Annotated in this window: 26 protein-coding genes; 15 read left to right on the top strand and 11 right to left on the bottom strand. The window is 32.1% G+C overall.

The window, feature by feature from the left end; all coding sequences use genetic code 11:
- Window positions 1-59: 59 nt before the first annotated feature.
- Together AC4FQ3_RS12600 and AC4FQ3_RS12595 are read right to left on the bottom strand one after the other, a co-directional pair.
- Entirely contained in the window at window positions 60-407 is a 348-nt protein-coding gene (locus AC4FQ3_RS12600) for a phage holin family protein (RefSeq protein ID WP_042565688.1), read from the bottom strand.
- Window positions 408-460: 53 nt separating this feature from the next.
- Complete coding sequence (locus AC4FQ3_RS12595; RefSeq protein ID WP_073396888.1) at window positions 461-1,225, bottom strand: alpha/beta fold hydrolase; 765 nt, start codon at window positions 1,223-1,225, stop codon at window positions 461-463.
- A 202-nt stretch (window positions 1,226-1,427) separates the two neighbouring features.
- Between AC4FQ3_RS12595 and AC4FQ3_RS12590 the strand changes: the two genes are divergently transcribed.
- Window positions 1,428-2,774 (top strand): hypothetical protein, encoded by a 1,347-nt coding sequence (locus AC4FQ3_RS12590; RefSeq protein ID WP_491182067.1) that lies wholly within the window; start codon window positions 1,428-1,430, stop codon window positions 2,772-2,774.
- 53 nt (window positions 2,775-2,827) lie between these two features.
- Here the strand turns inward: AC4FQ3_RS12590 and AC4FQ3_RS12585 are convergent, their stop codons facing one another.
- From AC4FQ3_RS12585 to AC4FQ3_RS12575, 3 genes are all read right to left on the bottom strand, one after another.
- The gene (locus AC4FQ3_RS12585; protein ID WP_491182066.1) at window positions 2,828-3,679 is read right to left on the bottom strand and encodes a DUF4249 domain-containing protein; all 852 of its coding nucleotides are present in this window, start codon (window positions 3,677-3,679) and stop codon (window positions 2,828-2,830) included.
- A 3-nt stretch (window positions 3,680-3,682) separates the two neighbouring features.
- Entirely contained in the window at window positions 3,683-5,962 is a 2,280-nt protein-coding gene (locus tag AC4FQ3_RS12580) for a TonB-dependent receptor plug domain-containing protein (protein WP_491182065.1), read from the bottom strand.
- 77 nt (window positions 5,963-6,039) lie between these two features.
- Window positions 6,040-6,753 (bottom strand): pyridoxine 5'-phosphate synthase, encoded by a 714-nt coding sequence (locus tag AC4FQ3_RS12575; protein WP_073396876.1) that lies wholly within the window; start codon window positions 6,751-6,753, stop codon window positions 6,040-6,042.
- A 117-nt stretch (window positions 6,754-6,870) separates the two neighbouring features.
- Between AC4FQ3_RS12575 and AC4FQ3_RS12570 the strand changes: the two genes are divergently transcribed.
- The 7 genes from AC4FQ3_RS12570 (at window position 6,871) to AC4FQ3_RS12540 (ending at window position 14,422) form a co-directional block, all read left to right on the top strand.
- Entirely contained in the window at window positions 6,871-7,530 is a 660-nt protein-coding gene (locus tag AC4FQ3_RS12570; RefSeq protein ID WP_491182064.1) for a CBS domain-containing protein, read from the top strand.
- A 94-nt stretch (window positions 7,531-7,624) separates the two neighbouring features.
- Window positions 7,625-8,512 carry an NAD kinase gene (locus AC4FQ3_RS12565; protein ID WP_042565681.1) on the top strand — a complete coding sequence of 296 codons (888 nt, stop codon included), beginning with the start codon at window positions 7,625-7,627 and terminating at the stop codon, window positions 8,510-8,512.
- Window positions 8,513-8,685: 173 nt separating this feature from the next.
- Window positions 8,686-9,369, top strand: coding sequence for a type IX secretion system protein PorG (gene porG / locus AC4FQ3_RS12560; RefSeq protein WP_491182063.1), 684 nt, complete (start codon window positions 8,686-8,688; stop codon window positions 9,367-9,369).
- Window positions 9,370-9,373: 4 nt separating this feature from the next.
- The gene (gene uppS / locus AC4FQ3_RS12555; RefSeq protein ID WP_042565727.1) at window positions 9,374-10,114 is read left to right on the top strand and encodes an undecaprenyl pyrophosphate synthase; all 741 of its coding nucleotides are present in this window, start codon (window positions 9,374-9,376) and stop codon (window positions 10,112-10,114) included.
- Complete coding sequence (locus AC4FQ3_RS12550) at window positions 10,047-12,806, top strand: BamA/OMP85 family outer membrane protein (RefSeq protein ID WP_042565679.1); 2,760 nt, start codon at window positions 10,047-10,049, stop codon at window positions 12,804-12,806. The genes uppS and AC4FQ3_RS12550 overlap by 68 nt, the downstream gene beginning before the upstream one ends.
- 60 nt (window positions 12,807-12,866) lie before the next feature.
- Window positions 12,867-13,901 carry an OmpH/Skp family outer membrane protein gene (locus tag AC4FQ3_RS12545; protein WP_302094638.1) on the top strand — a complete coding sequence of 345 codons (1,035 nt, stop codon included), beginning with the start codon at window positions 12,867-12,869 and terminating at the stop codon, window positions 13,899-13,901.
- 17 nt (window positions 13,902-13,918) lie between these two features.
- Window positions 13,919-14,422, top strand: a complete 504-nt coding sequence (locus AC4FQ3_RS12540; protein ID WP_207384896.1) for an OmpH/Skp family outer membrane protein — start codon at window positions 13,919-13,921, stop codon at window positions 14,420-14,422.
- A 253-nt stretch (window positions 14,423-14,675) separates the two neighbouring features.
- Here AC4FQ3_RS12540 and AC4FQ3_RS12535 read toward each other — a convergent pair whose 3' ends face one another.
- Entirely contained in the window at window positions 14,676-14,897 is a 222-nt protein-coding gene (locus tag AC4FQ3_RS12535) for a hypothetical protein (RefSeq protein ID WP_491182062.1), read from the bottom strand.
- Window positions 14,898-14,980: 83 nt separating this feature from the next.
- Window positions 14,981-15,151 (bottom strand): bacteriocin-like protein, encoded by a 171-nt coding sequence (locus tag AC4FQ3_RS12530; protein ID WP_117614823.1) that lies wholly within the window; start codon window positions 15,149-15,151, stop codon window positions 14,981-14,983.
- Between the two features lie 112 nt (window positions 15,152-15,263).
- Here AC4FQ3_RS12530 and murI point away from each other — a divergent pair, with 112 nt between their 5' ends.
- Window positions 15,264-16,040 carry a glutamate racemase gene (murI, locus tag AC4FQ3_RS12525; RefSeq protein ID WP_491182061.1) on the top strand — a complete coding sequence of 259 codons (777 nt, stop codon included), beginning with the start codon at window positions 15,264-15,266 and terminating at the stop codon, window positions 16,038-16,040.
- Between the two features lie 4 nt (window positions 16,041-16,044).
- Here murI and bamG read toward each other — a convergent pair whose 3' ends face one another.
- Complete coding sequence (gene bamG / locus AC4FQ3_RS12520) at window positions 16,045-17,280, bottom strand: BamG family beta-barrel-assembly machinery protein (RefSeq protein ID WP_491182060.1); 1,236 nt, start codon at window positions 17,278-17,280, stop codon at window positions 16,045-16,047.
- Entirely contained in the window at window positions 17,281-18,606 is a 1,326-nt protein-coding gene (locus tag AC4FQ3_RS12515) for a DUF4270 family protein (protein ID WP_491182059.1), read from the bottom strand.
- Between the two features lie 231 nt (window positions 18,607-18,837).
- Here AC4FQ3_RS12515 and AC4FQ3_RS12510 point away from each other — a divergent pair, with 231 nt between their 5' ends.
- From AC4FQ3_RS12510 to AC4FQ3_RS12485, 6 genes are all read left to right on the top strand, one after another.
- Window positions 18,838-19,671, top strand: coding sequence for a DUF6268 family outer membrane beta-barrel protein (locus AC4FQ3_RS12510; protein WP_491182058.1), 834 nt, complete (start codon window positions 18,838-18,840; stop codon window positions 19,669-19,671).
- A gap of 16 nt (window positions 19,672-19,687) precedes the next feature.
- Window positions 19,688-20,698, top strand: coding sequence for a Kelch repeat-containing protein (locus AC4FQ3_RS12505; RefSeq protein ID WP_491182057.1), 1,011 nt, complete (start codon window positions 19,688-19,690; stop codon window positions 20,696-20,698).
- A 1-nt stretch (window position 20,699) separates the two neighbouring features.
- Entirely contained in the window at window positions 20,700-21,020 is a 321-nt protein-coding gene (locus AC4FQ3_RS12500; RefSeq protein WP_463462249.1) for a DUF4907 domain-containing protein, read from the top strand.
- Entirely contained in the window at window positions 21,021-22,133 is a 1,113-nt protein-coding gene (locus AC4FQ3_RS12495) for a sensor histidine kinase (protein WP_471733010.1), read from the top strand. It abuts the gene before it with no gap.
- 11 nt (window positions 22,134-22,144) lie between these two features.
- Window positions 22,145-22,846: a dioxygenase family protein gene (locus tag AC4FQ3_RS12490; protein ID WP_491182056.1), complete on the top strand. Its 702-nt coding sequence runs from the start codon at window positions 22,145-22,147 to the stop codon at window positions 22,844-22,846.
- 106 nt (window positions 22,847-22,952) lie between these two features.
- Complete coding sequence (locus AC4FQ3_RS12485) at window positions 22,953-23,669, top strand: LytR/AlgR family response regulator transcription factor (RefSeq protein WP_491182055.1); 717 nt, start codon at window positions 22,953-22,955, stop codon at window positions 23,667-23,669.
- A 90-nt stretch (window positions 23,670-23,759) separates the two neighbouring features.
- Here the strand turns inward: AC4FQ3_RS12485 and AC4FQ3_RS12480 are convergent, their stop codons facing one another.
- Both AC4FQ3_RS12480 and AC4FQ3_RS12475 read right to left on the bottom strand, forming a co-directional pair.
- On the bottom strand, window positions 23,760-24,275 hold the full coding sequence (locus tag AC4FQ3_RS12480) for a gamma carbonic anhydrase family protein (RefSeq protein ID WP_491182054.1): 516 nt from the start codon (window positions 24,273-24,275) through the stop codon (window positions 23,760-23,762).
- Window positions 24,276-24,287: 12 nt separating this feature from the next.
- The gene (locus AC4FQ3_RS12475) at window positions 24,288-25,274 is read right to left on the bottom strand and encodes a PorP/SprF family type IX secretion system membrane protein (RefSeq protein WP_491182053.1); all 987 of its coding nucleotides are present in this window, start codon (window positions 25,272-25,274) and stop codon (window positions 24,288-24,290) included.
- Between the last annotated feature and the right edge of the window lie 67 nt (window positions 25,275-25,341).

Here is a 25,341-nt window from a genome sequence, read left to right as displayed (position 1 = left end):
AACCCAGCCAAGTTTTTAATCTATTGTATTTGAAGACGTTTTAAACGTCATTTCTATTTTTATTTTTTATCGTCTCCTAGAATTTTGTAAGTAATAGACTGAAGAATAGACAATATGACACTAAAGATTAATGCTGTCCAAAAAGAATCTACCGCAAAACCTCCAACTATATTGGTACACAATAAAATAATAATCGCATTTATAACCAGTAAAAACAAACCTAAAGTAATTACCGTTACCGGCAAAGTCAGGATAACTAAAATTGGTTTTATAAAAAGATTAAGCAATCCTAAAACCACTGCAACAATTACAGCTGTCCCAAAACTTGCCACATGTACGCCTGTCAAAAGATTAGCAAGTAATAGAACCAAGGCTGCAGTAACTAGAAGTCTAAGTAATAATTTCATATTTATTTTAATTTAAAATTTTAATAAAAGTAATAAAATATTTGCCAAAATGACTATTCCTTTAAAAAGGCAGTTGTTAATTCAAAAAACATTTTAGGGTTTTCGGCATGAAGCCAATGACCGGCATTTGGAATTGTTTCTACTTTTAAATCAGGGAAGTGTGTACGAATCTGATCAAGATCGGCATCCTGAACATAACCTGAGTTTCCTCCACGTATAAATAATGTTGGTTTTTCGAAAACTAAATCATCCGGCAAAGCTTTTCCGATTGCATCAAGATTGTTATTGAAAACTTCGAGATTAAATCTAAACGCCAATTGTCCAGGTTCTTTCCAGTATAAATTTTTCAATAAAAACTGACGTGTTCCAAAATCAGAAACATATTGCGCAACAATTTCCTCAACATCGTTTCGACTTGGTTTTACGGAAAAATCAACTGCATTTAATCCTGCTAAAATATCCTGATGATGTTGTTTATAAAACTTCGGACCAATATCTGCCACAATCAATTTATCTACAATTTCAGAATGTGTTGTTGCAAAAAGCATCGCTACTTTCCCTCCCATCGAATGTCCTAAAATATCTATTTTACTTAATTGATTGGCCTGGCAATATTCAAAAACATCCTGAACCATAGCTTCGTAACTCCATTCATCTGAATGAAAACTGCGTCCGTGGTTTCTTAAATCTAAAATATGAACCTGAAATCCGGCTTCTACATATTGCCCGGCAAGTGTTTTCCAGTTATCAGACATTCCTAGAAATCCGTGCATGATGATGAAAGGTTTTCCTTCGCCTTCTATTTTTGAGTATAACATTTATATATTTTTAAGCTTATTACAAATGTAAAAAACTTATTTATCAATATAAGTGGAAAAATTTTGAAGAAATCATTTTATTGTAAAAAAAGCGTATCGTTTTACGGTTTCCCGTAAACAAAGAACAATCTGAAAGTGTATATTCGCGCTCAGAAATCAAACCCAAAATTTGATTCAAATCATTTAATTAAATACCACTCCTATGATTAAAAAATTCCTTTTATTATCATTAGTTGCTTCTCAACTTATGATTTCATGTTCTAGTGATGACAGTCCGGAAACTGACCCTGTTGTAATTGACCCTGTTGTACCTGAGCAAACTTTGGCAGAACAAATTGCTAACATTATCAAACAGCCTTATTCTAAATTGACTCCTACAGAGCAAAAAGTAAAATTAGAGGCAGAAGCTAATGAGATGTTGGTTCAGCTAGACAAAACTAAAAAATTAAGTGCAATTGAAACAATTGAAAACTTAAACAGATTATTAGACGTTAGTCCTGTTGATATTTTTAACGGAAAAAACGATAATGAAGTAGAAGATATTATCAATGTTGCTGGAGTTTACGGAATTTACACTTGGGATAATACCGGTAAAGTTTGGGTAAAAACAGCTTCGACTTCAGAATTAAAATTTGTTTTTCCTGCTAAAGAAACTCAAACTACAAATAATGCAACATTCACCAGCAAAAGTGTTTCTTCAGATATTAAAGTTGAAATTGAAGATACTTATGATTGGCAATCTGGAGTAAAAACAAACGATTATGTTTTCTTACCAACTTCAGCAGATGCAACTTTAACAATCGACAATACTGCTGTAGCTTCATTTACACAAACTGCAAAATATTCTAACGGAAAAGAAGTTCCTAATGAGTTTGCTTACAAAATGACTCTAAGTGATGGTTATACATGGGAAATGAGTGGTGTTAAAGCTACAGAAAACACTTCAAAAGGTGCTCTTACTTATAACGGTAAAACTTTACTTTCATTTAACTCAGGAAGCAATGCGAGTATTGATGCTTTAATGACTAACGACGAATTAGTACAATATAGAGGTAAAGCAAACGGATTAGTGCAACTTTTAGACAATTTTCTAATTATTGCTGATATGGACTTAGCTACAGCTGCAGCTGACGAAATTGCTTTAGAAAAAACAATGGTATATTCTGATTACGGAACTAAAAACCATTATGCAGATGAAAATTCAAACAACCTTAAATATTCTCAAGGTACTGTTGCAAGCTTCAATAAAAACTCTAAGTTAATTTTAGTATCTAAAAAAGACGGAACTAAAATAGCTGATATTGTTCAGCACTCTGAAAAAGCAGACACTTATACATATAATATAAAATGGGTAGCTGATGCAACTGCAAGCAATGGAGGTTACTGGGCATCTGATGACAATTCGACTGTAACTGTTAATTATTACAACGAAGTATATTACTTAAAATTCGGAGATAATACAGAAGTAGAAATGGGAGCTTATTTCTCAACAGGATTTAGCAGCTTCGAAGCTAAATTTGAAGAATTCATCAAAGCTTTTGAGAACTAATTATTCTTTAAAATTATAACGTAAATCCGGTTTGAAACAATTTCAAACCGGATTTATTTTTTTGGAGGCGTTTTAACAATTATAGTACTTTGCCCATATCCTGCCCAAATACCAATACCTCCTTTTATATTGGATTTTAAACTTGTATTTGATGGATAAATTGGATTTTTACTATTAACGATTTCATTTTGCCAACTGTTCCAAAAATCCAAAGCTTCTTTGTTTTGCGTTCTTAGTTTCACATAAATTAAATCTCCATCAACAAAATATGGCGTAAACTTTGTTTTTGGAAAAAGCAGAATTCCTCTGTTTACCTGTATAGAGACATTTGATGACGTGAAATTTTTATCATCTAAATTCCCATAGAACGCCGGAACAAAAATCGGTTCTTCTGTATCAATTTTTGTAGCAACTTGATAATAGTTTTTATCTTCTAAAGGATCATCAAATTTTACAAAAACATAACCTGTTGTATCTGTAACATTCTTTTTTACATACTCGGCACTTTTAAGCTCCACTGTTTTAGGTATAGTGGTTACAGCTTCGACAACACGATTTAAATATTCTATCTTTAGCGAATACTCTTTTCCAGCTTCACCTTTCAAAGTTGTTCCGTAGTATACAAAGGGCGGAACTCTGTTTTTATCATTTTTTACTCTTAAAACTTCTGAAGTCTGACCATCAGAAATTGTAATTTTTGCCGACCGAATGACATGATTCAAAACATTTGTAGAGTCAATTACATCTGTAACGGGAATACTGCTTGAAAGCAAAACCTGAGCGTAATCTCCTTCTTCTATCCAGCCTTCTACAACAATTTTAGATTCGATACTTTGTTCGCTAAAATCATCTTTAGAGCAGCTCATTATTATTAAAGCAAAAAGAAATAATAAATATTTTTTCATCTTTTAAAATTTAAATCTCCAGCTTATTGAAGGCAATATTCGATACAAAACTTTTTTATCCTGTTTTACAACAACACTACTTTTATCATCAGCAACTTTAACATCTAAAACAACATAAATTGGATTATCAATATTGAACGTATTATAAATTGAAAAATTTAAAGCGCTTTCTTTTTTATTTGTTTTAAAGAAGAAATAATTTGCAGAAAGATCGGTACGAATATAATTTGGCATTTGTGCATTATTGTATTCTGAATATTCTTTGACCGGATTATTATTGATAAAATACCAGGAAGTTGGCATTGTAAATCGATTTCCAGAGCTAAATATTTGGGTAACACCAAAACTCCATTTTGAATTTAAATCGTACATTCCAACTAACGACAGATTATGACGTCTGTCATATTTGGCAAAATACGTTTTTCCATTATTGAGTTCATCAAAATTTCTATCAGACCAGCTTAAAGTATAACTTAACCAGCCGGTAAATTTTCCGTTATTTTTTCGCAGCATAAATTCAAGACCATACGCTTTTCCCTTACCCACCAATAAATCATTTTTTAGAGTTGTGGTTTCATTAAACTGAGTTATACCATAAGGATATTCCAGTAAATCTTTCATAGAGCGATAAAATCCTCCTAAAGAAGAAACCAAATTCTTTGAAATATTTTGATTTGAACCAATTGCAAACTCATCTGATGATTGCGGTTTAATTCCGTCTGAACTGGCAATCCAGAAATCTGTCGGAATTCCAACACTTGAAGTGGTAATCAAACTCAAATATTGGTATTGTTTATTATAAGATCCGTAAAAAGAAAGTTTTTCATTTGCAATATAATTCAACAATACACGAGGCTGAAAATGCAAATAAGAACTTTGTGATCCTGAGGTATAATAATTTATCCTCAAGCCCAGTTCTGCGTTTAATTTGTCTGTCAGTTTTGGTTTGAGTGTAGTAAAAACAGCTGCTTCATTGGCAGTAATCATACTATTTTGAGAGGTATTATTTGAACTGCTGAAGTTTTCAACATTTACTTTTTGAGGCTGTAAATCATGATAAACATATTGCAATCCAGACTCGACTGGAATATTTTTTATCCAATAACGAAATGAATTTGTAAAACCAAAATCTTTAACATACGAAGAAACACCAAACTGAATTGTTGCCTGTTCCATATTCAAATCGTTAGAATATTGGGTAAAATAAACAGCATTTGACATACTTGTTTTTGAAGAAAGTGCAGTAGTTACAGAAGGAGAAACCGTAAAATTACTCCATTTAAGACTGGTTTTTAAAGATAAATTATCATCATTAATTTTTAATTTATCACCACTTACAAAAGCATCAACTGCAAATAGATTATTTTTAGAAATTTGAGATATAAAAGTCATATTTCCGTCTGAAAACCCATATTTCATATCCTGAACATCGTTATTTTGGGATGAAGAATTCACCAATGGTGCAATAATTTCATCTATATATGTTTTTCTTCCTGATAAATAAATTCCTGATTTTTCAGTTATTGGCAAAGCCAAAGTTAATTGAGAAGCTAAAATCCCGACATTTCCCTGAATCGAAAACTCAGAAGGTATTTTTTTATTTGGAATCAATAATGTTGTCGAACTTAAACGGCCGCCATATTTTGCATTTGAACTCGATTTATCAAATTCAACTTCTTTAATGTGATCTGTATTATAAAAAGGAAAAACGCCTAATAAATGCGACATTCCATAAACAGGAGTTCCATTATATAATATTGCATTATGTCCAGGATCACCACCTCTTACGTATAAATATCCATTAGCATCGCCAGAATTTTGAACTCCGGGCGTTAATTGCAAAATCTTGATAATATCAGTTGTTCCTAAAACGGTCGGTAACGAAGACAATTCTTTTAAGTTGAAAGATAATTTGCCTCCTGATAAAGTTGAAATACCATCTTTTTTATCATTTGTAATAATTACTTCTTTTAAAAGTGAAATATCTTTTTCTAAAATAATTGAGATTATGGTATCATTTACAAGATCAATATTGAGAGTTTTATTGAGATATCCTGCCTGATTAATTGTAATTGCAACTTTTCCCAGAGGAAGATTTTCAGAAAAATTGCCAAACGCATCACTTAATGCGGAAAGTTTTTTGTTGTTTGAATCAAAAAAAATACTGGCCCCAATTAAATTTTCGTTTTCAGAAGATTTTACATTTCCTGTTATATTGGCTTGAGATTGCGCAAATAAACCGGAAAAACAGAATAAACAAAAAATAATAATTGATTTCGACACTAGCTTTTAATATGAAAAGTGCGAAAGTAAACAATTATAACCCAATTACATCAGGTTATAATTGTTTAATTTTAAACTTATTTCAATTTATTTAGATACATATTCACGACGTTATCCAGCCCTAGATAAAGTGCTTCAGAAATCAAAGCATGCCCAATAGAAACCTCTAATAAACCGGGAATATTTTGTTTAAAAAACTGAATATTATCTAAACTTAAATCATGACCTGCATTGATTCCCAAACCTAATTCGTTTGCTAATTCTGCAGCTTTTACATAAGGATCAATTCCGTTTTTATTTCCTAAACTATATTGATGTGCAAATGCTTCGGTATATAATTCAATTCTGTCTGCTCCTGTTTTTTTTGCTCCTTCAATCATTTCATTAATGGGATCAACAAAAATCGAAGTTCTGATTCCGTTACGTTGAAATTCCTGAATAACTTCTATTAAATAAGCCTGATTTTTTACGGTATCCCAACCTGCCGAAGATGTTATAGCTCCAATCGCATCGGGAACCAAGGTAACCTGAGTTGGTTTGCATTCTAAAACCAAATCAATAAAATTATGCTGCGGATTTCCTTCAATATTATATTCGGTATAAACAATTGGTTTTAAATCCCTCGCATCCTGATAACGAATATGACGCTCATCCGGACGTGGATGAATGGTAATTCCCTGACCTCCAAAATTCTGAATATCGGTAGCTACTTTTAGTAAATCAGGAACATTTCCGCCTCTTGCATTACGTAAGGTTGCAATTTTATTGATATTTACACTTAACTTTGTCATATAAAATAGATAATTAATTCTAGTAACACTATATTTGTTACGACAAAAATACAAAGTAAAACGTAGCAGTTTTTGCTATTTTTTGATTATTTTGCATCAAATATCTTCAATTGATTTATGACAGAAATTACAAACTATATCACAAACGATTTTCGAGCAATTGATAGCCAGGAAACGATAGCATCGGTTCAGGACTTTTTTGCCGACTTGAATTTTTCTCATTTTCCAATTTTGGAAAACGGTATTTTCATTGGAAGTATTGCTTCTGACGATGTTGAAACTTTTGACACTGACAAAAAAGCAATTGATTATAAATATACTTTAGAACGCTTTTTTGCCAGAAAATCAATGATGTGGCTCGATGTTTTAGAAGTATTTGCAAAAAATCACACTAATACTGTTCCGGTTATTGATGAAAATAATATCTACATAGGTTATTATGAAATGGAAGACATCATGAAGTTTTTTCAGGAAACTCCATTTTTAAAAGAACAAGGCGGTATTATTATTGTTCAAAAAGGGCTTTTAGACTATTCTATGGGTCAGGTAGCACAAATAGTTGAAAGTAATAATGGAAAAATTTTAGGTTGTTTTGTTTCTGAAGCTGATTTAGAAAATGTTCAGATTACAGTAAAAATTGGTGTGGGACCAATGAATGAAATTATTCAGACATTTAGACGATATAATTATGAAATCATTTCAGAACATCAGGAAGACGCTTATATAAACAGCTTAAAAGAACGTTCTGATTATTTAGACAAATACCTTAATATATAATTAGACAATGAAGTTAATATGTCAATTAGATAATTTCTTAACTAGCTGGCCCATTATCTAATTTTCTAATTGACAAATTATCTAATTAAAAAAAATGAAAGTAGCTATTTACGGACAGTATTACCAAAACAGTACCGAACCTATTATAAAAGATATTTTTTTGTTTTTCAATACCAATAATGTTGAAATGGTAATAGAGGAGAACTTTCTAAAAATGCTTCATGAAAAGGAACTCGTAAAAAAAGAATATAAAACTTTTTCATTAAGCACTTCATTAGATAATAGTTTTGAAATGTTAATAAGTATTGGTGGCGATGGAACTATATTAAGAGCTGCAACTTTAGTCCGTAATTCCGGTGTTCCTATTTTGGGAATCAATGCAGGAAGACTTGGTTTTTTGGCTACCGTACAAAAAGAAAATATTGACAGTTTTTTGCAGTTTGTAATTGATAAAAACTACACTATTTCTGAGAGAACCTTATTAAGCATAACCTGCGATCCAAAAAATGATGCTATTGAAGAAGATTTAAATTTTGCCATGAATGAAGTTACAGTAAGTAGAAAAGACACAACTTCGATGATTACCGTTGAAACTTATTTGAACAATGAATATTTAAATTCATATTGGGCAGATGGTTTGATTATTTCGACGCCAACGGGTTCAACCGGATATTCTTTAAGTTGTGGCGGACCATTGCTTACGCCAGAGGTAAAAAGTTTAGTAATTACGCCTATCGCACCTCATAATTTAACCGCCAGACCACTTGTTATTCCCGATGATACCGAAATCAAGTTACGGGTATCAGGAAGAGAAGATCAATATTTAGTTTCATTAGATTCCAGAATTGCTTCTGTAAAAAACGAATCTGTTTTAACGATTAAAAAAACAGATTTTAAAATAAAAATGGTTGAAATTCCTGGTGAAACTTTCTTAAAAACCTTAAGAAATAAGCTGCTTTGGGGAGAAGACAAGAGGAATTAAGCCTTTTTCTCACACGCCACTATACGATAATACCACTTTTTCTCGTTCTGCATGTATCGAATCCTCATTAAATGTCTCAAAATCATATTGCAAATTGAAAAAAAAGCACATTTAACTAAAGCGACGTTGATTCGTATCGATAATTATTATATTTGCACGCAATTCCGAATTAAATGAAGAAAATTTTTAATTTATTGTTATGTTTATTCCCCTTAATTACACTAAACGCTCAAATTAATGAGATTGGTGTTTTTCTTGGTGGAAGCAACTTTGTAGGTGATGTTGGTAAAACAAACTATATCGCTCCTGAAAAGTTAGCTTTTGGTATTTTGTATAAATGGAACAAAAGTCCAAGACATTCTTACCGTTTTTCATATACACAATCTACTGTTACAGGAAACGATCGTGAATCTGAAGAAACAGGGCGAAGCAATCGAGGTTACAGATTTGAAAACAATGTTAAAGAACTTTCTGCCGGTTTAGAATTTAATTTTTTTGATTTTAATCTACATGACTATCATCCAAAAATTACTCCTTATATATATTCAGGATTAAGTTACTTCATGTATGATGAATTATATATTTCGGGAGGACAAACCAGAAAAGATAAAAATTCAAGTTCAATTGCTATTCCTATAACGTTAGGAATCAAGTCAAATGTATCTCCTAATTTTGTTCTGGGCCTTGAAGTTGGAGCCCGTTATACCTTTACAGACGATATTGACGGAAGTAATCCTGGTAACGATGCCTTATCATCTTTACGATTTGGAAATTTAAATAATAACGATTGGTATGTCTTTACAGGTATTACTTTAACTTATACCTTTGGACTAAAACCTTGCTATTGCGCAGAATAATAAAATGAACCTAATAGACTCTATAGACAAAACAAACTTACCTAAACATCTGGCCATAATCATGGACGGGAATGGTCGATGGGCAAAACAACAAGGGTTCTTAAGAGCTTTTGGTCACGAAAATGGTACAAAATCAGTAAAAAAAACAATTACTACTTGTGCAAAACTTGGCATCGAGTATTTAACCCTCTATGCTTTCTCTACAGAAAACTGGAATCGCCCGAAATTAGAAGTTGAAGCTTTAATGAAAATATTAATCAATTCATTAAAAAAAGAACTTGGCACTTTACAGGAAAACAATATCAGGCTTAATGCTATTGGAAATCTTGATAAATTACCAAAAACCGCTCAAAAAGAACTTCAGGACGTTATTGATAAAACAAAAAATAATACGCGCCTAACGCTAACATTGGCTTTAAGTTACGGATCACGAGAAGAATTGGTAAATGCCGTTAGAATCATCAGTGATAAAGTTAAAAATAATATAATTTCAATAGACACTATTGACGATTCAATTATAAATGAGCATCTTTACACGCAAAATTTACCTGACGTAGATTTATTAATACGAACAAGTGGAGAACATAGAATAAGTAATTTTTTGCTGTGGCAGATTGCCTACGCAGAACTATATTTTACTAATGTCTTGTGGCCAGACTTTAAAGATCAAGATTTATATGAGGCTATTATTAGTTATCAAAAAAGAGAACGTAGATTTGGAAAAACCAGTGAACAAATTAAATAATTTTTTAGTGTTACAAAAAAGAATACAAATAGTCCTTACCCTACTTCTTTTGGGTAGTTTTTCACAAATAAAAGCACAAGAAAGAGTTCCTTTTGATCAGGGAAAAAAATACATTCTTGCTAAAGTTTCTGTTGTTGGTAAAATAAGCTTCAATGAACAAACCGTTGTTACCTTTTCAGGTCTTCAAAAAGGACAGGAAATAGCCGTTCCCGGTGAAGAAATCAGTGGTGCAATTAAAAAACTGGGCAAACTTGGACTTTTTGATGAAATTGCTTTCTACGTAAATAAAATTGATAATGATAGTATTTATCTTGACTTAAATATTGTTGAACTTCCTAAACTAAACGAGGTAAAATTTGTTGGTATCAAGAAAAGTAAAGTCGAAGGATTAATTAAGGATAACAATTTAACCAAAAATAAAATTGTAAACGAAAACTTAATTACAACGACCAAAAATTACATTGAAAATAAATATAAAAAAGAAGGTTATTATAATACAAAAGTTACTATTACAAATACACCTGCTGACACTACCGGTGGAAATCAGGTCAATATGCTTGTTCGCGTAGACAAAGGCGATAAAGTAAAAATTAGTAAAATCGACTTCATTGGCAATGAAAAGCTTACTGATAATCAGTTAAGAGCAGCAATGAAGGACACTAAACAAAAAAACTTTCTGCGTATTCTAAAAAAGTCAAAATTTATTCCTGAAAAATACAAAGCCGATTTAGAAAAGGTTGTTGCTACTTACAAGGAAAAAGGATATCGTGATGCCCGTATTATTTATGATTCTGTTACCTATAATAAGGAGAAGAATATGCTAGCTATAAAAATCAATATGGAGGAAGGAAATAAATACTACTTCGGAAATATTAAATTTTTAGGAAATACAGTATATTCAGATCAACTTTTGAACCGTTATTTAGGAATTAAAAAAGGTGAAACATATAATGGCGTTTTACTTGAAAAAAGAATTGCTGACAAAACAAAACCAGATGCAGAAGATATTACAAACTTATACCAAAACAACGGTTATTTGTTTTCTAACATCAATGCTGTAGAGGTAAGAACAGTTAATGACACTATCGATTTTGAAATTAGAGTTACCGAAGGTCCTATTGCTTATTTTAATAAAATATCAGTTGTAGGAAATGACAAAACAAACGATCATGTTATTTACCGTGAATTAAGAACTAAACCGGGAGAAAAATATAGTAAAGAACAACTAGTTAGAACTATTCGTGAAATTGGACAATTAGGATTTTTTGATCCTGAAGCTATCGATCCAAAATTCAAAAATGTTGATGCAGCTGCAGGAACAGTTGATATTGAATATCACGTAGTAGAAAAAGGATCCAGCCAGGTTGAACTTCAGGGTGGTTACGGTGGAGGTGGTTTCATTGGTACTTTAGGACTTTCGTTTAATAACTTCTCTGTAAGAAATATATTTAAGAAAGAAGCCTATAGGCCTTTACCAATGGGGGATGGTCAAAAAGTATCTCTTCGTTTACAAGGAAGTACATATTTCCAAACGTATAGTTTATCATTCTCTGAACCATGGTTTGGAGGTAAAAAACCGGTACAATTTAGCTCATCAATTTCTTATAGTACGCAATTTCTTAATAATTATATAACCCGAGATGTTGATAAGAGCAAAAGTTTTAATATTTTTACAGTCCAGGTTGGACTTGCTAAAAGGTTAACGGTGCCGGATGATTATTTTGTGTTGTCACAATCTATCAGTTATCAGCATTATGATTTAAATAATTATAATACAGGTTTATTTACCTTTGGTAACGGAGCGTCAAGAAACTTAGCTTATACTATCGGAATTTCAAGAAGTAATAAAGGGGTTAACCCAATATTCCCAACTTATGGTTCTGAATTTAGTATCTCTGCAAAAGTGACACCTCCATACTCATTGTTTAATGGAATTAACTATTCAGACTTACAAAATCAAAAGGAATATAAAACGAAATATACAGGAACAGAAGTAATTTCAGGCGCAGATGGACAGCCAATTAGCCCTGGAGATTATACAAAAACTGAAACAGTAAACGGAACATCCGGTACTGTAGGTGTAGGATCTGATTATGGAAGTGCTGATACTGATGTTGGAAAAGTCGACCAAAAGAAATACAACTGGTTAGAATACTATAAAGTTAAATTTAAAGCAGACTGGTATACTAAAGTATATGGTAAATTAGTTTTAAGAACACTAACAGAATTTGGTTTCTTAGGAGCATATGATCAGTCAAGAGGTGTTGTACCTTTCGAACGTTTTTATTTAGGAGGAGATGGAATGGCCAATTATTCTATGGATGGTAGAGAAACTATTCAGTTAAGAGGTTACCCAAATAACTCATTAACGCCGGTGAATTCAGCCGGAGATCAAATTGGAGCAACTATTTATAATAAATTCTCAATGGAGTTACGTTATCCAATTACGTTAAAAGCATCAGCATCTATTTATGCTTTGACCTTTTTGGAAGCAGGATCATCATATCCAACTTTTAAAGATTATAACCCATTTGATTTAAATCGTTCTGCCGGTGTTGGTTTACGTGTATTTATGCCTGCATTTGGATTATTAGGTATTGACTTTGGTTATGGATTTGATGCTCTGCCAGGATCTGTTACAAATAAAGCAAATGGATGGGAAACACACTTTATCATTGGACAACAATTTTAGTGTAGTTTTTAGTACAAATTTTATTACATTTGGCTAAAAATTTCAAAATAAAGTAATGTTATGAGAAAACAATTTTTATTTATATTTTTAGCCTTGGTTGTAGCTTCTACAAGTCAAGCACAGACAAGGACGACTAGGATTGGCTACATCGACATGGAATATATTTTAGAAAATGTTTCCGATTATAAGGAAGCAAAAGCCCAATTAGAGCTAAAAGCTCAAAAATGGAAACAAGAAATAGAAGCCAAAAAACTAGAAATCAATAAACTCAAAGAAAATCTTAAAGCCGAAAAAGCTTTACTTACTAAGGAGCTTATTGATGAAAGAGAAAGTGAAATTAAATTTCAGGAAGATGAAATGATGGACTATCAGCAAAAGCAATTTGGTGCTGATGGAAATTTAATTCGACATAAAGCAGCGTTAGCAAAACCTATACAAGATCAGGTTTTTACAGCTGTTCAGGATATTGCAGAAGCTAAAAACTATGATTTTGTTTTTGACAAGTCATCTGATTTAACAATGCTTTTTAGCAATAAAAGATTTGACATTAGTGATCAGGTTATACGTGTACTAAACAGAACGGATAAGCGAGAGCAATTGACTAAAAAACAATTGAAAGAGCAAGAAGTTAAAGAGAGCCGCGAAAATGCCATTGATGAAAATCCTGAAATGGCAGAAAGACAAAAGGTATTAGATGAAAGAAAGGCTGTAAGAGAAAAATTGATCGAAGACAGAAGGCTGGAACAAGAAGCTAAGAAAAAAGAATATGAAGACAGAAGAAAAGCGATCTTAGCAGAAAGAGAAGCCAAAAAAAATGGCACGGTTTCTGAACCAGCTAAAACATCTGAGCCAGCTAAAACAGAAGAAACAAAAACTGATGCTACAGCAAAACCTTCTTCAACAACTACTGAGCCCGCAGCTACAACAAATACTGCCGCTGATGCAGCAGCAGCAAAGGCCGAAGAAAGACAGAAGATTTATGAACAGCGAAAAAAAGAGTTAGAAGATAGAAAGAAGAAAATTTTAGAAGAACGAGAGGCTGCTAAAAAAGCAAAAGAAGCCGAAACACAGAAAACAAATACGACCAATAATTAATTAATATTTTTTTAAAAATGATGAAACAAATCAAAACTTTACTAATTGCTGCGATACTAGTTTTAGGAGCAAGTAACACAATGAATGCACAAGCTAAGGTAGCTCATGTTGATGTTAGCGAGATTATGTCGAAAATGCCTGCAATGCTTGATGCTCAAAATCAACTACAAAAATTAAGTGGTACATACGATACTGAATACAAAAAAATGGTTGATGAATATCAAGTAAAAATCAAAAAGTATGAGGCTGAAGCTGCTACTGTAACTGAAGCTGTAAACGGTGAGCGTTCTAAAGAAGTTCAAGACATGCAAAAAAGAATTGTTGACTATAGAGACAATGCACAAAAAGAACTACAACAAAAAGAAACTGACATCGTAAAACCATTAATGGAAAAAGTAAGAGCTTCTATCCAAAAAGTTGGAAAAGCTAAAGGTTTCCAATATGTATTAGATGGTTCTACTCTTTTATTAGCTGATGGTCCAAACATTACTGCTGATGTTAAAAAAGATTTAGGATTCTAAGAAATAATCTTATTATTAAAATGGCTCAACTTTTTAAGTTTGAGCCATTTTTTTTACTTCTATAATTTTATTTTTACTCCTCGTTAATAGTAAAATCTTCTGTATATATGCATCTCCATATATCACCAAAAGTTGGTGCACTGTGCGGATCATTTACAACTCATTTATAGTTACTTTGTTTAGTATCTGTAAAATTCTTAAAGTTGAAAAAGAAAATTTTTACCATAATATTTTTTCAACCATAAATCCAAATTTACAGTAAGCAGGAATTTTGTATACCATTGTATAAAAATTGCTCATCTGTAAAATATCCTTCCAATCCCATTTTAAAATTATTCTCTTTCTCGTAAATCAAGACCAGATTAACTTTATTTATAGACATTAAAGGCAAAACCTGATTCGCTGTTAGATACTTCGCTTTTGCATCAGTAAAAGTATAAGATGCTTTTGAAATTGAAAACCAAATTAATTTCATGTCACAAAAACAACAAATATCCAAGTATTTCTCAACAAATAAAAAAAGGAGTAATAAAACTCCTTTTGTACATTATGATTTTCTTAAATTCCCGGGCATAGAGTTGTTACTGGAACACAATCCCAAAGTAGATTCCCGTTACTATCTTCCCCACGATAGCAAACTTTACCAACCGGACAATAAGGAGCGCTTCCACCATTAATACTTTTAAGTTCTTCTTTTGATAATTTTTCGCAATTTTTAATAAATTTCATAGTTTTAGTTATTTAAGGTTAATTGTAAATATAGTACTTTTTTTACATTTTCTTAACCGTTTTATTTAGCATCTAAATTGTAGAAAAACATAGAAATATGTAACTTTGTTCTATGACAAACAACAATCCTATAGGCGTTTTTGATTCCGGTATTGGAGGAACTTCCATTTGGAGCGCCATTCACGAACTACTTCCCAACGAAAAAACCATTTATTTAGCAGACAATAAAAATGCTCCTTATGGTCAGAGAACCAAAGAAGAGATTGTTGCTTTAAGTAAAAAAAATGTTGACTTTTTAATCGAAAATAACTGTAAACTAATTGTTGTTGCCTGCAATACTGCAACCACAAATGCTATTAGGGAACTTCGTGCTGATTATGATATTCCTTTTATTGGGATTGAACCGGCAATAAAACCGGCAGCTAATAATTCGAAAACCCAGGTTATCGGAATTTTAGCTACTCAAGGAACTTTGAACAGTGAATTGTTTAATAAAACAGCCGAAATGTTTCAAAACACAACCATAATTGAACAAGTAGGTCATGGATTGGTGCAGCTTATTGAAGATGGAAATTTGAATTCTCCTGAAATGACTGATCTGTTAGAAACTTACTTGCGACCTATGATTGATGCAAATATTGATTACCTGGTTTTGGGCTGCAGTCATTATCCGTATTTGATTCCTCAGATTAAAAAAATTCTTCCGGAGCATATTCAGATTATTGATTCCGGAGAAGCAGTGGCACGACAAACTCAAAATGTGCTGCGCGAAAAAGTTGGTTTTTCTGATGAAGGAGAAAGCGAACCTGTATTTTATGCAAATGCAAATCCTTCTGTTCTAAAATCAATTTTGGATAATAAATATGACGTAATACAAAAGGATTTTTAAGTCACTATTCTATTTTTCGCTTGACGAACCAAATTCCGTCTAAAGACAAATTGAGGGATATTTTATGATAATTTTCTTTTATCAGATTTTCTGAAACTTTTCCTTTTTGCCCATAAGAATAGGAAATATTTAAGGCCGAAAAAGTATTTTCTATTGGTAATGTAAGTCCGATAGAAATTGATGCATTATTAACTCTTTTTCCATCAACTTCAAGGTAACCGGTGTCAAAATTGGCACCAGCAGCATATTGAACACGATCCCAATATCTTCTGATATTCTTTTTGGCGCTATATGTAAATCCAAGTGCAAATCGGTCCTGATTAACAAAATCTCCGTATAACTCAGACTGATTGGTATTCTTCCAAAGGCTTTTTTCATAATCTGCAGTCATATTTAGATTATTCTTAAAACGTTTGCTAATTCCAACTCCTATTTCTAAAGGCATATAATAATCATCTGCATCTGAAGCAACATTCGATTCTACCGTAGAAACAACCTCATTGGTTAAAGTTTCGACACTTTGCACTTTTGAAGCTTTAACCTTTGTTGGCAATTTAAAAGTCGATGCAATTGTAAAAGTTGAATCAATTTGATATTGAGTACCTAAAGTTGCGCGTAAACCACTATAATCTGTTTTTTTACTAATACTTGTAATAGAATTTGAGATCAGATAACTCCTGTCATCTGTTGTATTACCAAACAAAACAGTGGCTGAAGCTCCAACGGATATTTTTGTTCCAATTCTATAACCATAAGAAAAATCAAAATTATTTAATCCGCCAGAACCCGCCGCTTTTAAGTAATAATATTCCTGACTATCTGAGATAGGCAATTTTAAATTTGAGATTTTAAACGTCGCACTTGAATATGGCCGCAAAGCCACACTAAATCCTGATTTTTTTGTAACCGGAAAAGCAAAAGCGATATGAGAAAACTGAAAATTATTTCTTTTTTCAGATCTTGATCCGCTTTCATACGTTGTTGCGATTGCCTTTCCTCCAATATCAAACATAAAATGATTTAAAGGTAAGTAAGCTAATGAAGCAGGATTTAAATTATTAATAAAGATATTTGAAGGCAAGGCTATTCCTGATGAACCAATAGACGGAATTGAACCAAAATCAGAGTCATACAAACTTCCTACACCATATAATGAATAAGGAGAACTTGAAATACTTTGAGAAAATGCAGTTAGCGACATTAGAATGAAGCAACTTAAAAAAATTATTTTATTTTTCATCTAATATGAGATATAATAAACTTTTAGTTGAATTTTATTGTTTGCGTGCTTTTGGTCTCCTAAAACAATTCTGTCTACAGATTTAGAAATTCCGGGCAATGTCAAAATAAGAGAAGATTTTGAATCGGATGTTTTCCACATTTCTTTTTGAAGAAACCCTCCTATCGGAATTGTATAACCAACATTTTCGTTGAATTCGTCACTTTTTTGATTTAATGTTCCATATACTGTACTTCCTGCAGAATTTAACAGCGTGGCGCTAATTCTGTTCAAATTATCGGCTACATATACACGCAATGAATCTTCTAACGGATATTGTTCTGAATAAGAATTATTAACCGGTTTTAAAATCAATTGGGCATCGACAATCGCTCCTTTTTCTGAAATGTATTTGAGCTGCTTTATATTTGGAAAATCAATCCGGCAGGCCACTCCTGCTCCTGATTGAATATACCCTTGCCTGTCTGTTAATGAACTGGATAATTTACTGCTCGAAATGGGTAAATTTTGAATTACCGTTCCGGTTTTATCTGAGGAAATAGAGTTGAACTGCTTTGAAACATCTGCAATGGTAAAGTCTATATAATAAGAAGTTTCATCGTCGCTCTGATATTTGGAATAATACATCCTGACGACACTTGTAGTGGCATTAAAACCAATTACACTCGAAGAATTATCAATATTAGGAACCAAAACAAGTCCTTTTAAATATTCTGTTAAGTTTGTTAGCCCCGTAATCTCTCTTTTTTTAATTTTCTGGAAAAGCTCACTTCCAAAAGTAGCATCCATTTGAATATTAATCGAATCTTTTTCTGTTGGTCTGGGTTTATAGGCTATAGTTCCAAGACTTTCGGTTCCATAACTTAAAGTCGAGTTATTATAAAAACTATCATCGTCTGTATTTGGTTTTACTGTCTGAGTAATTCTATGAATATCAAACGTTTGAACTTTTGTTGTATCTCCATAATAGTAATTATCATATTTTAAGATCATCGAAATAGAATCGAAAACATAATTTACAGCTTCAGTATCAGAACCTGTACTTTCAAGAGTATAAGAACTTCCTGCTAATTGAAAATAGCTGTTTGATTTTATTTTCCCGAATAGAGGATCTTCATAATTACCAATTAAAATTCGGCTTTGACTTGAGGTTACAAGTGAATCAAAGTTTATGGTAGACATTTCGACCGTTACGGTATCAATTAAAATTACTTTATTGCTTACCGCCAAATAATCAGACCCAACAACAAACTCTCCGGCATCTGTATCGGTACCGCATGAAATTATTGTAAATGCAAAAACCAACATCAATATATACTTATGCATAATCTTATTTTTTGAACAAATATAAAATGCACTCTTCTGCACTACACTATAACATATACAGTCTTGCTTTTTTAACCTATAAATAGCAAAAAATCATCTACGATAGGTTTCATCAAACAAATAATTGGTTCAGCCATAAAAAAGGGTATTTAGTCTATCAAAAAGAGCCATACATATATCTTCTTTTTTTTAAAACCATTAGGCACCTACTTTTGAACCAATAATTAAGTAATGAAAATAAGGCTTTTAATAGGTTCTCTTTTTTTGATTTCGTTTTTGAATATGAAAGCTCAGGAAAAATTTTCAGTAAATGCAAATTTGAAAACAGAGCCAACAGATAAAATAGATTTTAACGAAACCGGTATTGGTATATCATTTAGTACAGCAATCAATTCGAAAAATAAAATAAAGAACACAGTAGAATATTCGAATTTGAGGGTGAATTATGATATTGGAAGTTTTGAGGCATTTGAAACTCTGGATCAATTTAGTCAGTTGAAGAATAAATTTGAAATTTCACACCAAATTTCAAATACTAAACTGAATCTTACTTTGACACCAACGGCAAATTTTCAAAAGACTCTTGATTTTTCTGATGTAACGCTCTTAGGAAGTTTTGAAATAAGTCAGCAGTTAAATTTGAAGACCAATATAAATGTTGGAGTTGCAAGAACAGCAATATTTGGTTATCCGCAATTCCTGCCCACTTTATCCGTACAATATAAAGTAAACGATAAAAGTGCCTTGATGATTGGATTTCCAGATTCGAAGATTTCGTATTCTAATAATATTCGAAATGCATTTAGCCTGACAAATAGTTTTAATGGTACTTTTTATAATCTGGATCATGCGCTTATTAATAATGGAACAAAAATTAGCACCTCGCAAATGACATCGGCTTTTGAATATGAAAGAAACGTCGATAAAAACTGGTTTATAAATTTTAAGGTAGGTTACGATTTTAATAAAAAATACAATATTCTTGATAACGACAATCATAAGGTTTATGATTTTAATACCGGAAACGGTTACATTTTAGGCATTGGCATCAAATACAAACAATAAATAAATTTAATACACTATGATGAATAATTTAAAAAATGGAATATTATTCGCCGCATTATTTTCGAGCCTCTTTTTTATAGGGTGCAGTAATAGTGATGACGATGATGATTTAATTGGAAACTGGATTAAAAAATCAGCATTTGATGGACCGGCAAGATCTAGTGCCACTAGTTTTGTTATTGGTGATTATGCTTATATAGCAACAGGCTATACAGGAGATGAGTATTTAAAAGATTTATGGGCTTATAATTCAACTGGTGACTATTGGGAACAAAAAGCAGACTTTATTGGTATAGGAAGAAGTTCGGCTTCTAGTTTTACCCTTAACGATAAAGGTTATGTTGGAATTGGTTATGACGGAACAAATAAACTGAAAGATTTTTACCAATACGATCCAACAAGTAATGCATGGACTCAAAAAACTGATTTTGCAGGTACAGCGCGTTACGCAGCGGTAGGTTTTCAGGTAGGCGGAAAAGCTTATATTGGAACTGGTTATGATGGAAATTATTTGAAAGATTTTTATCAATACGATGATCAGGCAAATACATGGACTCTTGTAAATGGTTTTAGCGGAAACAAAAGACGTAATGCTACTGTTTTTATAATTGATAATAAAGCTTATCTGGCAACCGGAATCAACAATGGTGTTTATCAGGAAGATTTTTGGCAATTTGATCCTGCTACAGATGTCTGGACTCGTAAAAGAGATATCGATCAGGATGATGACGATGATGATTCATTCAATGATGATTATGCAATTGTCCGTTCAAATGCTTCCGCTTTTTCAATGAACAATTTAGGTTATATTGTTGGTGGTGAAAGTGTAAAAACAGTTTGGGAATACAATCCTACAACAGATCTTTGGGTAGAAAGAACTCCAATGGAAGGCGCTACAAGAACCGACGCAGTTGGTTTTGCAATTAACAACAGAGGTTTCTACATGTTAGGTAGAATAGGTACTACTTATTTTGATGATGCATGGGAGTTCAAACCTTTAGACGAACAAAATGACGATGATAATTAATATGAAAAAACAATTCTTCTGGAGTAAAATCCAGAAGAATTTATTGTTTCTTTTTCTGCTTTTGCAAATTATAGCCTGCACAAGAAACGAAACACTCAAAACGGAATCTTTCAAAACAACTTCGGGCTGGGGATATTCAATTGCTTACAAAAACAAAACAATAATCAAACAATCTATTATTCCTGTTATAAACGATACAAAAAGTTTTTCGACAGAAGAAGATGCATTAAAAGTAGGAAAGCTGGTGGCGCAAAAACTCAAAGAGAACAATTCGCCAACAGTAACGAAAAATGATTTAATTTTATTAAAAATAAAATTCTAAATGAACATAGGCAGCATCAAAAATACCAGCTCAAACAAAATTTTATTCCATAGTATTATATGGACTTTCTTTATCCTGACATCATTGATTCAGTTTTATGAAAGCCCTTTCAGGATCAATAACGATTTTTATGTACAATGGGCCACGGGAATTATTTTGTTCTATCTCAACTATTTTTATTTGGTGCCTGCCCTTCTTTTAGAAAAAAAATACTGGCTTTATTTTGCCTTTGTTTTTGCTCTCATTTTTATTTTCATGGTTATCAGGATCAATTACTTTATTCCTGAATTTAACCATGTAAGACCTGCAAATATGCTGCCTCCTAAAATGATGCCCCGTGATCCGCATGATTTTGTTAGAAATGGCAGACATGTAGTTATGATGAGAAGACAGCCTTGGTTTTTTAAAATTGCACCTTCACTTTTCTATATTTTAATTATTACGATAAGTGCTATTATTAAAACACTAACTGAATTTTACAACAATCAACAAAACAAATTAATTGCCGAAACGCACAGAACAAATACTGAATTAATCTATTTGCGAAAACAAACCAATCCGCATTTTTTATTTAATTCTTTAAACAGTATTTATTCATTGGCACACAAGAAATCTGATTTGGTCCCTGATGCCATCGTGACATTATCAGAATTAATGCGCTACATGCTGTATGAAACTGATAATAAAACGGTGGCTTTAGAAAAAGAAATCAATTACATTCAAAACTACATCGAATTACAAAAGCTCCGCCTTAATAATATCGAAGACATTGTTATCAATGTTCACGGAAATACCAAAAATAAATTTATTGAGCCTTTGTTACTAATTTCATTTGTAGAAAATGCTTTTAAATACGGAACCGATTATAAAGGAGCGGCTCATGTAAAAATTAAGGTTTTTATATTAGATGATAATCTGGATTTCTGGATAGAAAACACCATTGAAAATTACGTTAAAGATCCTGATAATTCAGGAATTGGCTTAGTAAATATTCAAAACCGACTGGATTTGCTTTACCCAAATGCGCACGAACTTACTATTACACAAGACAATCAATATTACCGCGTGCACTTAAATTTAAAACTAGATAAAATTCAAACAGCAATAAGTTAATAATAAGGATTATGGATAGAAAAAAATTCATTCGAAATAGTATTTTAGGAATTGCTTCATTAGCAACAGCTACAAAAATGTTAGAATCTTGTTCTAAAAGCGACAATGACGATAATACTTCTGCTGATGGAAGCTGTACAGTATCTCCTTCTGAAACCAAAGGACCATTCCCTATAAAAACACCAAGTCAGCTAGTTTTAGAAAATATAAAATCAGACCGAATTGGAGTTGCATTGCTGATCAATTTAACTATTGAAAACCAAAGCAAAGATTGTGCACCTTTAGAAGGCGTTTTAGTCGATGTTTGGCATTGTGATAAAGACGGAAATTATTCTGAATACGGAGGAACTTCCATGCAGCAAACAGATTATACTTCTGTGCATTTTTTAAGAGGAAGACAAACTTCAGACACAAATGGAGAAGTTTCGTTTATTTCAATTTTTCCAGGCTGGTATCAAGGTCGTGCTCCACATATACATGTTGAAGTTTTAAGTGCTTCAGGCTCTTCATTATTGGTAACGCAAATCGCTTTTCCTGAAAATGTTGCCAGTGAAGTATATTCAAGTACAAATTATGCTTCTCATGGTCAGGCTGACACTTCAAACACATCAGACAATGTTTTTTCAGACAGCTTATCTGATGAATTAGGTACTTTAACAGGTAATTTGACAGATGGTTACACATTAAGTAAAACCATTACTGTAAAAGCATAATTTTATGATAATAGAAAGGTAATTTATGATAATTTTAAAACTTAATTCACTGGTTTGAAACTACTTTTGACTGCCAAAACAAATTTAAAAATCTAATTCCGAGCAAATGAAATGTGTAATTATAGACGATGAACCTTTAGCGGTTGAATTATTAGAAGATTTTGTTCGAAAAGTAGATTCCCTAGAATTGGTAAGTACTTTTAACAATGCGATTGACGCCGTTTCCTTCATCAATCAAACCAATATAGATTTGATTTTTCTGGATATACAGATGCCCCATTTTTCGGGAATTGAATTTTTAAATACTATTGAAAAAAAGCCATTAATTATTTTTACAACTGCCTATTCAGACTATGCTGTTGAAGGATTTAATCTGGGCGCAGTTGATTATTTGGTAAAACCAATTCCGTTTCATCGCTTTTTAAAATCAGTCGTACGTGCGCAGCAAATTTTTAACCCAACAGCAACATCTCAGGCCATTTCCGAAACCACTACAGTTCCGGAATTAGAACAGGATTTTATGTTTGTCAGGGCTGAATACGAAAATGTAAAAATGAATTTTGCTGATATTTTATTCATCGAAGGTTTAAAAGATTACGTAAAAATATATACTACAGATAATAAATTTACTTTAACCTTAATTAGTTTAATCAAATTAGAGAATCTGCTTTCCAGCAAAGGCTTCTCAAGAATTCACAGGTCTTATATCATCAATATAAAACACGTCAAATCTATCCAGAAAAATAAAGTTTTGATAAGTGACAAACGAATTCCGATTAGTGAAAGCTATAAAAATAGTTTTTTTGAAAGGATCAACTTATAAAGTTTAAAATTCCAAAATAAAAATAAATTCCAAATTCCAATCAGAAAGTTCAAACTTCAATTGGAATTTGGAATTTATATTTTTTGGAATTTATTCATTCTTGAACCATCCCGAATACATAACGTAATTATTAGAAATTCGCTCAATTTCGCCTGCAAAATCTGATTGATCTATATCTTTTACCTTTTTGGCCGGAACTCCTGCCCAAATACTTCCTGAGGTTACAACTGTGTTTTGAGTTAAAACAGCACCGGCAGCAACAATAGAATTACTTTCTATCACGCAATTATCCATTACAATAGCGCCCATTCCTATTAAAACATTGTCATGAACCGTACACCCGTGAACTATTGCATTGTGACCAATTGAAACATTATTTCCAATAATGGTTGGATGTTTTTGATAAGTACAATGAATAATAGCGCCATCCTGGATATTTACCTTATTCCCTATTTTAATGAAGTGAACATCACCACGAATTACAGCATTAAACCAAACGCTGCAGGAATCACCAAAAGTAACATCGCCTACTATAGTTGCATTTTCGGCAACATAACAATCATCAGGTATTACCGGAGATTTTCCGTTTACAGATTTAATTAGCATAATAAAAAAGTTTTAATTAATTGCCGGACAGTTACAATCGTAACGTTCCTTTGCACAAAATAAATTGATTCCTAAAGTAATCTGGTGATAAGCACCTGTATCAAATTTCACATCTCCCGTAACTTGCGAATAGGTATAAGCAAACATGAAATTTTTATAATTTACACCTATAATTGGTGTTATATATTGCAGTTTTTGAGATTGTACGCCGTTTCCTAAACTGTATTGCGCGCCGTCAAAACTTCTTCTGTACGACAATGCCGCCCAAAGACTTCCAAAGTCCATATTCTTGTATGCTTTTAAATTCATATCAAGAGATTTCTCTTTTGTCTGATCAAATAACTGAAACAAAACAGAAGGTTCCCAGGTAATGTTTTCGTGCTTACCAAAAACATATCCCACGCTCAATAAAAACTTTCTTAAATTATCGCTTTCATAATCTGTATAGATTTCCCTTCTGGTTTCAAGCAAACCCTGAACAGTCGCATGAGCATAAAAATCCATATAGTTATAGGAAGCCCCGACATCAACATTAAAATAAGAATCTTTTTGAATCGCACCAAAAACAATAGGATCAAAAGTAGTTCCGAATTGTGTTTCATCCAATTGATTTTGAATAACTCCACCACTAATACCAAACGAAAGCTGATTTAAATCTATTTCATCTCTCGAAAACATAATATGATGTGCGTAAGTAAGTTTCAGCCCTTTTTGAGAATGATATCCGTTTTTATCATTAAAAACAATAATTCCGGCTCCTGATCTTTCGCCAATTCTTCCATTAAAACTTAACGTTTGAAGTGAAGGTGCATCATCCTGACCAAACCATTGCTTTCTAGCGGTCAATCTTATCTTGGCACAATTCGCCGCACCAGCCATCGAAGGGTGAATTAAATAATAATTATCCGACAAATAATCAGAATAAACAGGCAGCCCTTCTTGAGAATAACAAAAAAAAGAAGTTAAAAAGACCAAATATAAAACTCTGATTTTAAACATAATAAAGGTAGTCGTATCGAAATAAATTAGAGACTCTGGAATTTTAGTACGATTAATTTGAAAAGAG

This window comes from Flavobacterium sp. AK-345 (assembly GCF_058310175.1).
The sequence above is the reverse complement of the archived record's forward strand: the minus strand, read 5'-3'. Positions and strand labels throughout refer to the sequence as shown.

Bases quoted from the DNA above. Each gene is read 5' to 3' on its own strand.
- AC4FQ3_RS12600 (WP_042565688.1), bottom strand. From the start codon at position 407: ATGAAATTATTACTTAGACTTCTAGTTACTGCAGCCTTGGTTCTATTA.
- AC4FQ3_RS12595 (WP_073396888.1), bottom strand. From the start codon at position 1,225: ATGTTATACTCAAAAATAGAAGGCGAAGGAAAACCTTTCATCATCATG.
- AC4FQ3_RS12590 (WP_491182067.1), top strand. From the start codon at position 1,428: ATGATTAAAAAATTCCTTTTATTATCATTAGTTGCTTCTCAACTTATG.
- AC4FQ3_RS12585 (WP_491182066.1), bottom strand. From the start codon at position 3,679: ATGAAAAAATATTTATTATTTCTTTTTGCTTTAATAATAATGAGCTGC.
- AC4FQ3_RS12575 (WP_073396876.1), bottom strand. From the start codon at position 6,753: ATGACAAAGTTAAGTGTAAATATCAATAAAATTGCAACCTTACGTAAT.
- AC4FQ3_RS12570 (WP_491182064.1), top strand. From the start codon at position 6,871: ATGACAGAAATTACAAACTATATCACAAACGATTTTCGAGCAATTGAT.
- AC4FQ3_RS12565 (WP_042565681.1), top strand. From the start codon at position 7,625: ATGAAAGTAGCTATTTACGGACAGTATTACCAAAACAGTACCGAACCT.
- porG (WP_491182063.1), top strand. From the start codon at position 8,686: ATGAAGAAAATTTTTAATTTATTGTTATGTTTATTCCCCTTAATTACA.
- uppS (WP_042565727.1), top strand. From the start codon at position 9,374: ATGAACCTAATAGACTCTATAGACAAAACAAACTTACCTAAACATCTG.
- AC4FQ3_RS12550 (WP_042565679.1), top strand. From the start codon at position 10,047: ATGAGGCTATTATTAGTTATCAAAAAAGAGAACGTAGATTTGGAAAAA.
- AC4FQ3_RS12545 (WP_302094638.1), top strand. From the start codon at position 12,867: ATGAGAAAACAATTTTTATTTATATTTTTAGCCTTGGTTGTAGCTTCT.
- AC4FQ3_RS12540 (WP_207384896.1), top strand. From the start codon at position 13,919: ATGATGAAACAAATCAAAACTTTACTAATTGCTGCGATACTAGTTTTA.
- AC4FQ3_RS12535 (WP_491182062.1), bottom strand. From the start codon at position 14,897: ATGAAATTAATTTGGTTTTCAATTTCAAAAGCATCTTATACTTTTACT.
- AC4FQ3_RS12530 (WP_117614823.1), bottom strand. From the start codon at position 15,151: ATGAAATTTATTAAAAATTGCGAAAAATTATCAAAAGAAGAACTTAAA.
- murI (WP_491182061.1), top strand. From the start codon at position 15,264: ATGACAAACAACAATCCTATAGGCGTTTTTGATTCCGGTATTGGAGGA.
- bamG (WP_491182060.1), bottom strand. From the start codon at position 17,280: ATGAAAAATAAAATAATTTTTTTAAGTTGCTTCATTCTAATGTCGCTA.
- AC4FQ3_RS12515 (WP_491182059.1), bottom strand. From the start codon at position 18,606: ATGCATAAGTATATATTGATGTTGGTTTTTGCATTTACAATAATTTCA.
- AC4FQ3_RS12510 (WP_491182058.1), top strand. From the start codon at position 18,838: ATGAAAATAAGGCTTTTAATAGGTTCTCTTTTTTTGATTTCGTTTTTG.
- AC4FQ3_RS12505 (WP_491182057.1), top strand. From the start codon at position 19,688: ATGATGAATAATTTAAAAAATGGAATATTATTCGCCGCATTATTTTCG.
- AC4FQ3_RS12500 (WP_463462249.1), top strand. From the start codon at position 20,700: ATGAAAAAACAATTCTTCTGGAGTAAAATCCAGAAGAATTTATTGTTT.
- AC4FQ3_RS12495 (WP_471733010.1), top strand. From the start codon at position 21,021: ATGAACATAGGCAGCATCAAAAATACCAGCTCAAACAAAATTTTATTC.
- AC4FQ3_RS12490 (WP_491182056.1), top strand. From the start codon at position 22,145: ATGGATAGAAAAAAATTCATTCGAAATAGTATTTTAGGAATTGCTTCA.
- AC4FQ3_RS12485 (WP_491182055.1), top strand. From the start codon at position 22,953: ATGAAATGTGTAATTATAGACGATGAACCTTTAGCGGTTGAATTATTA.
- AC4FQ3_RS12480 (WP_491182054.1), bottom strand. From the start codon at position 24,275: ATGCTAATTAAATCTGTAAACGGAAAATCTCCGGTAATACCTGATGAT.
- AC4FQ3_RS12475 (WP_491182053.1), bottom strand. From the start codon at position 25,274: ATGTTTAAAATCAGAGTTTTATATTTGGTCTTTTTAACTTCTTTTTTT.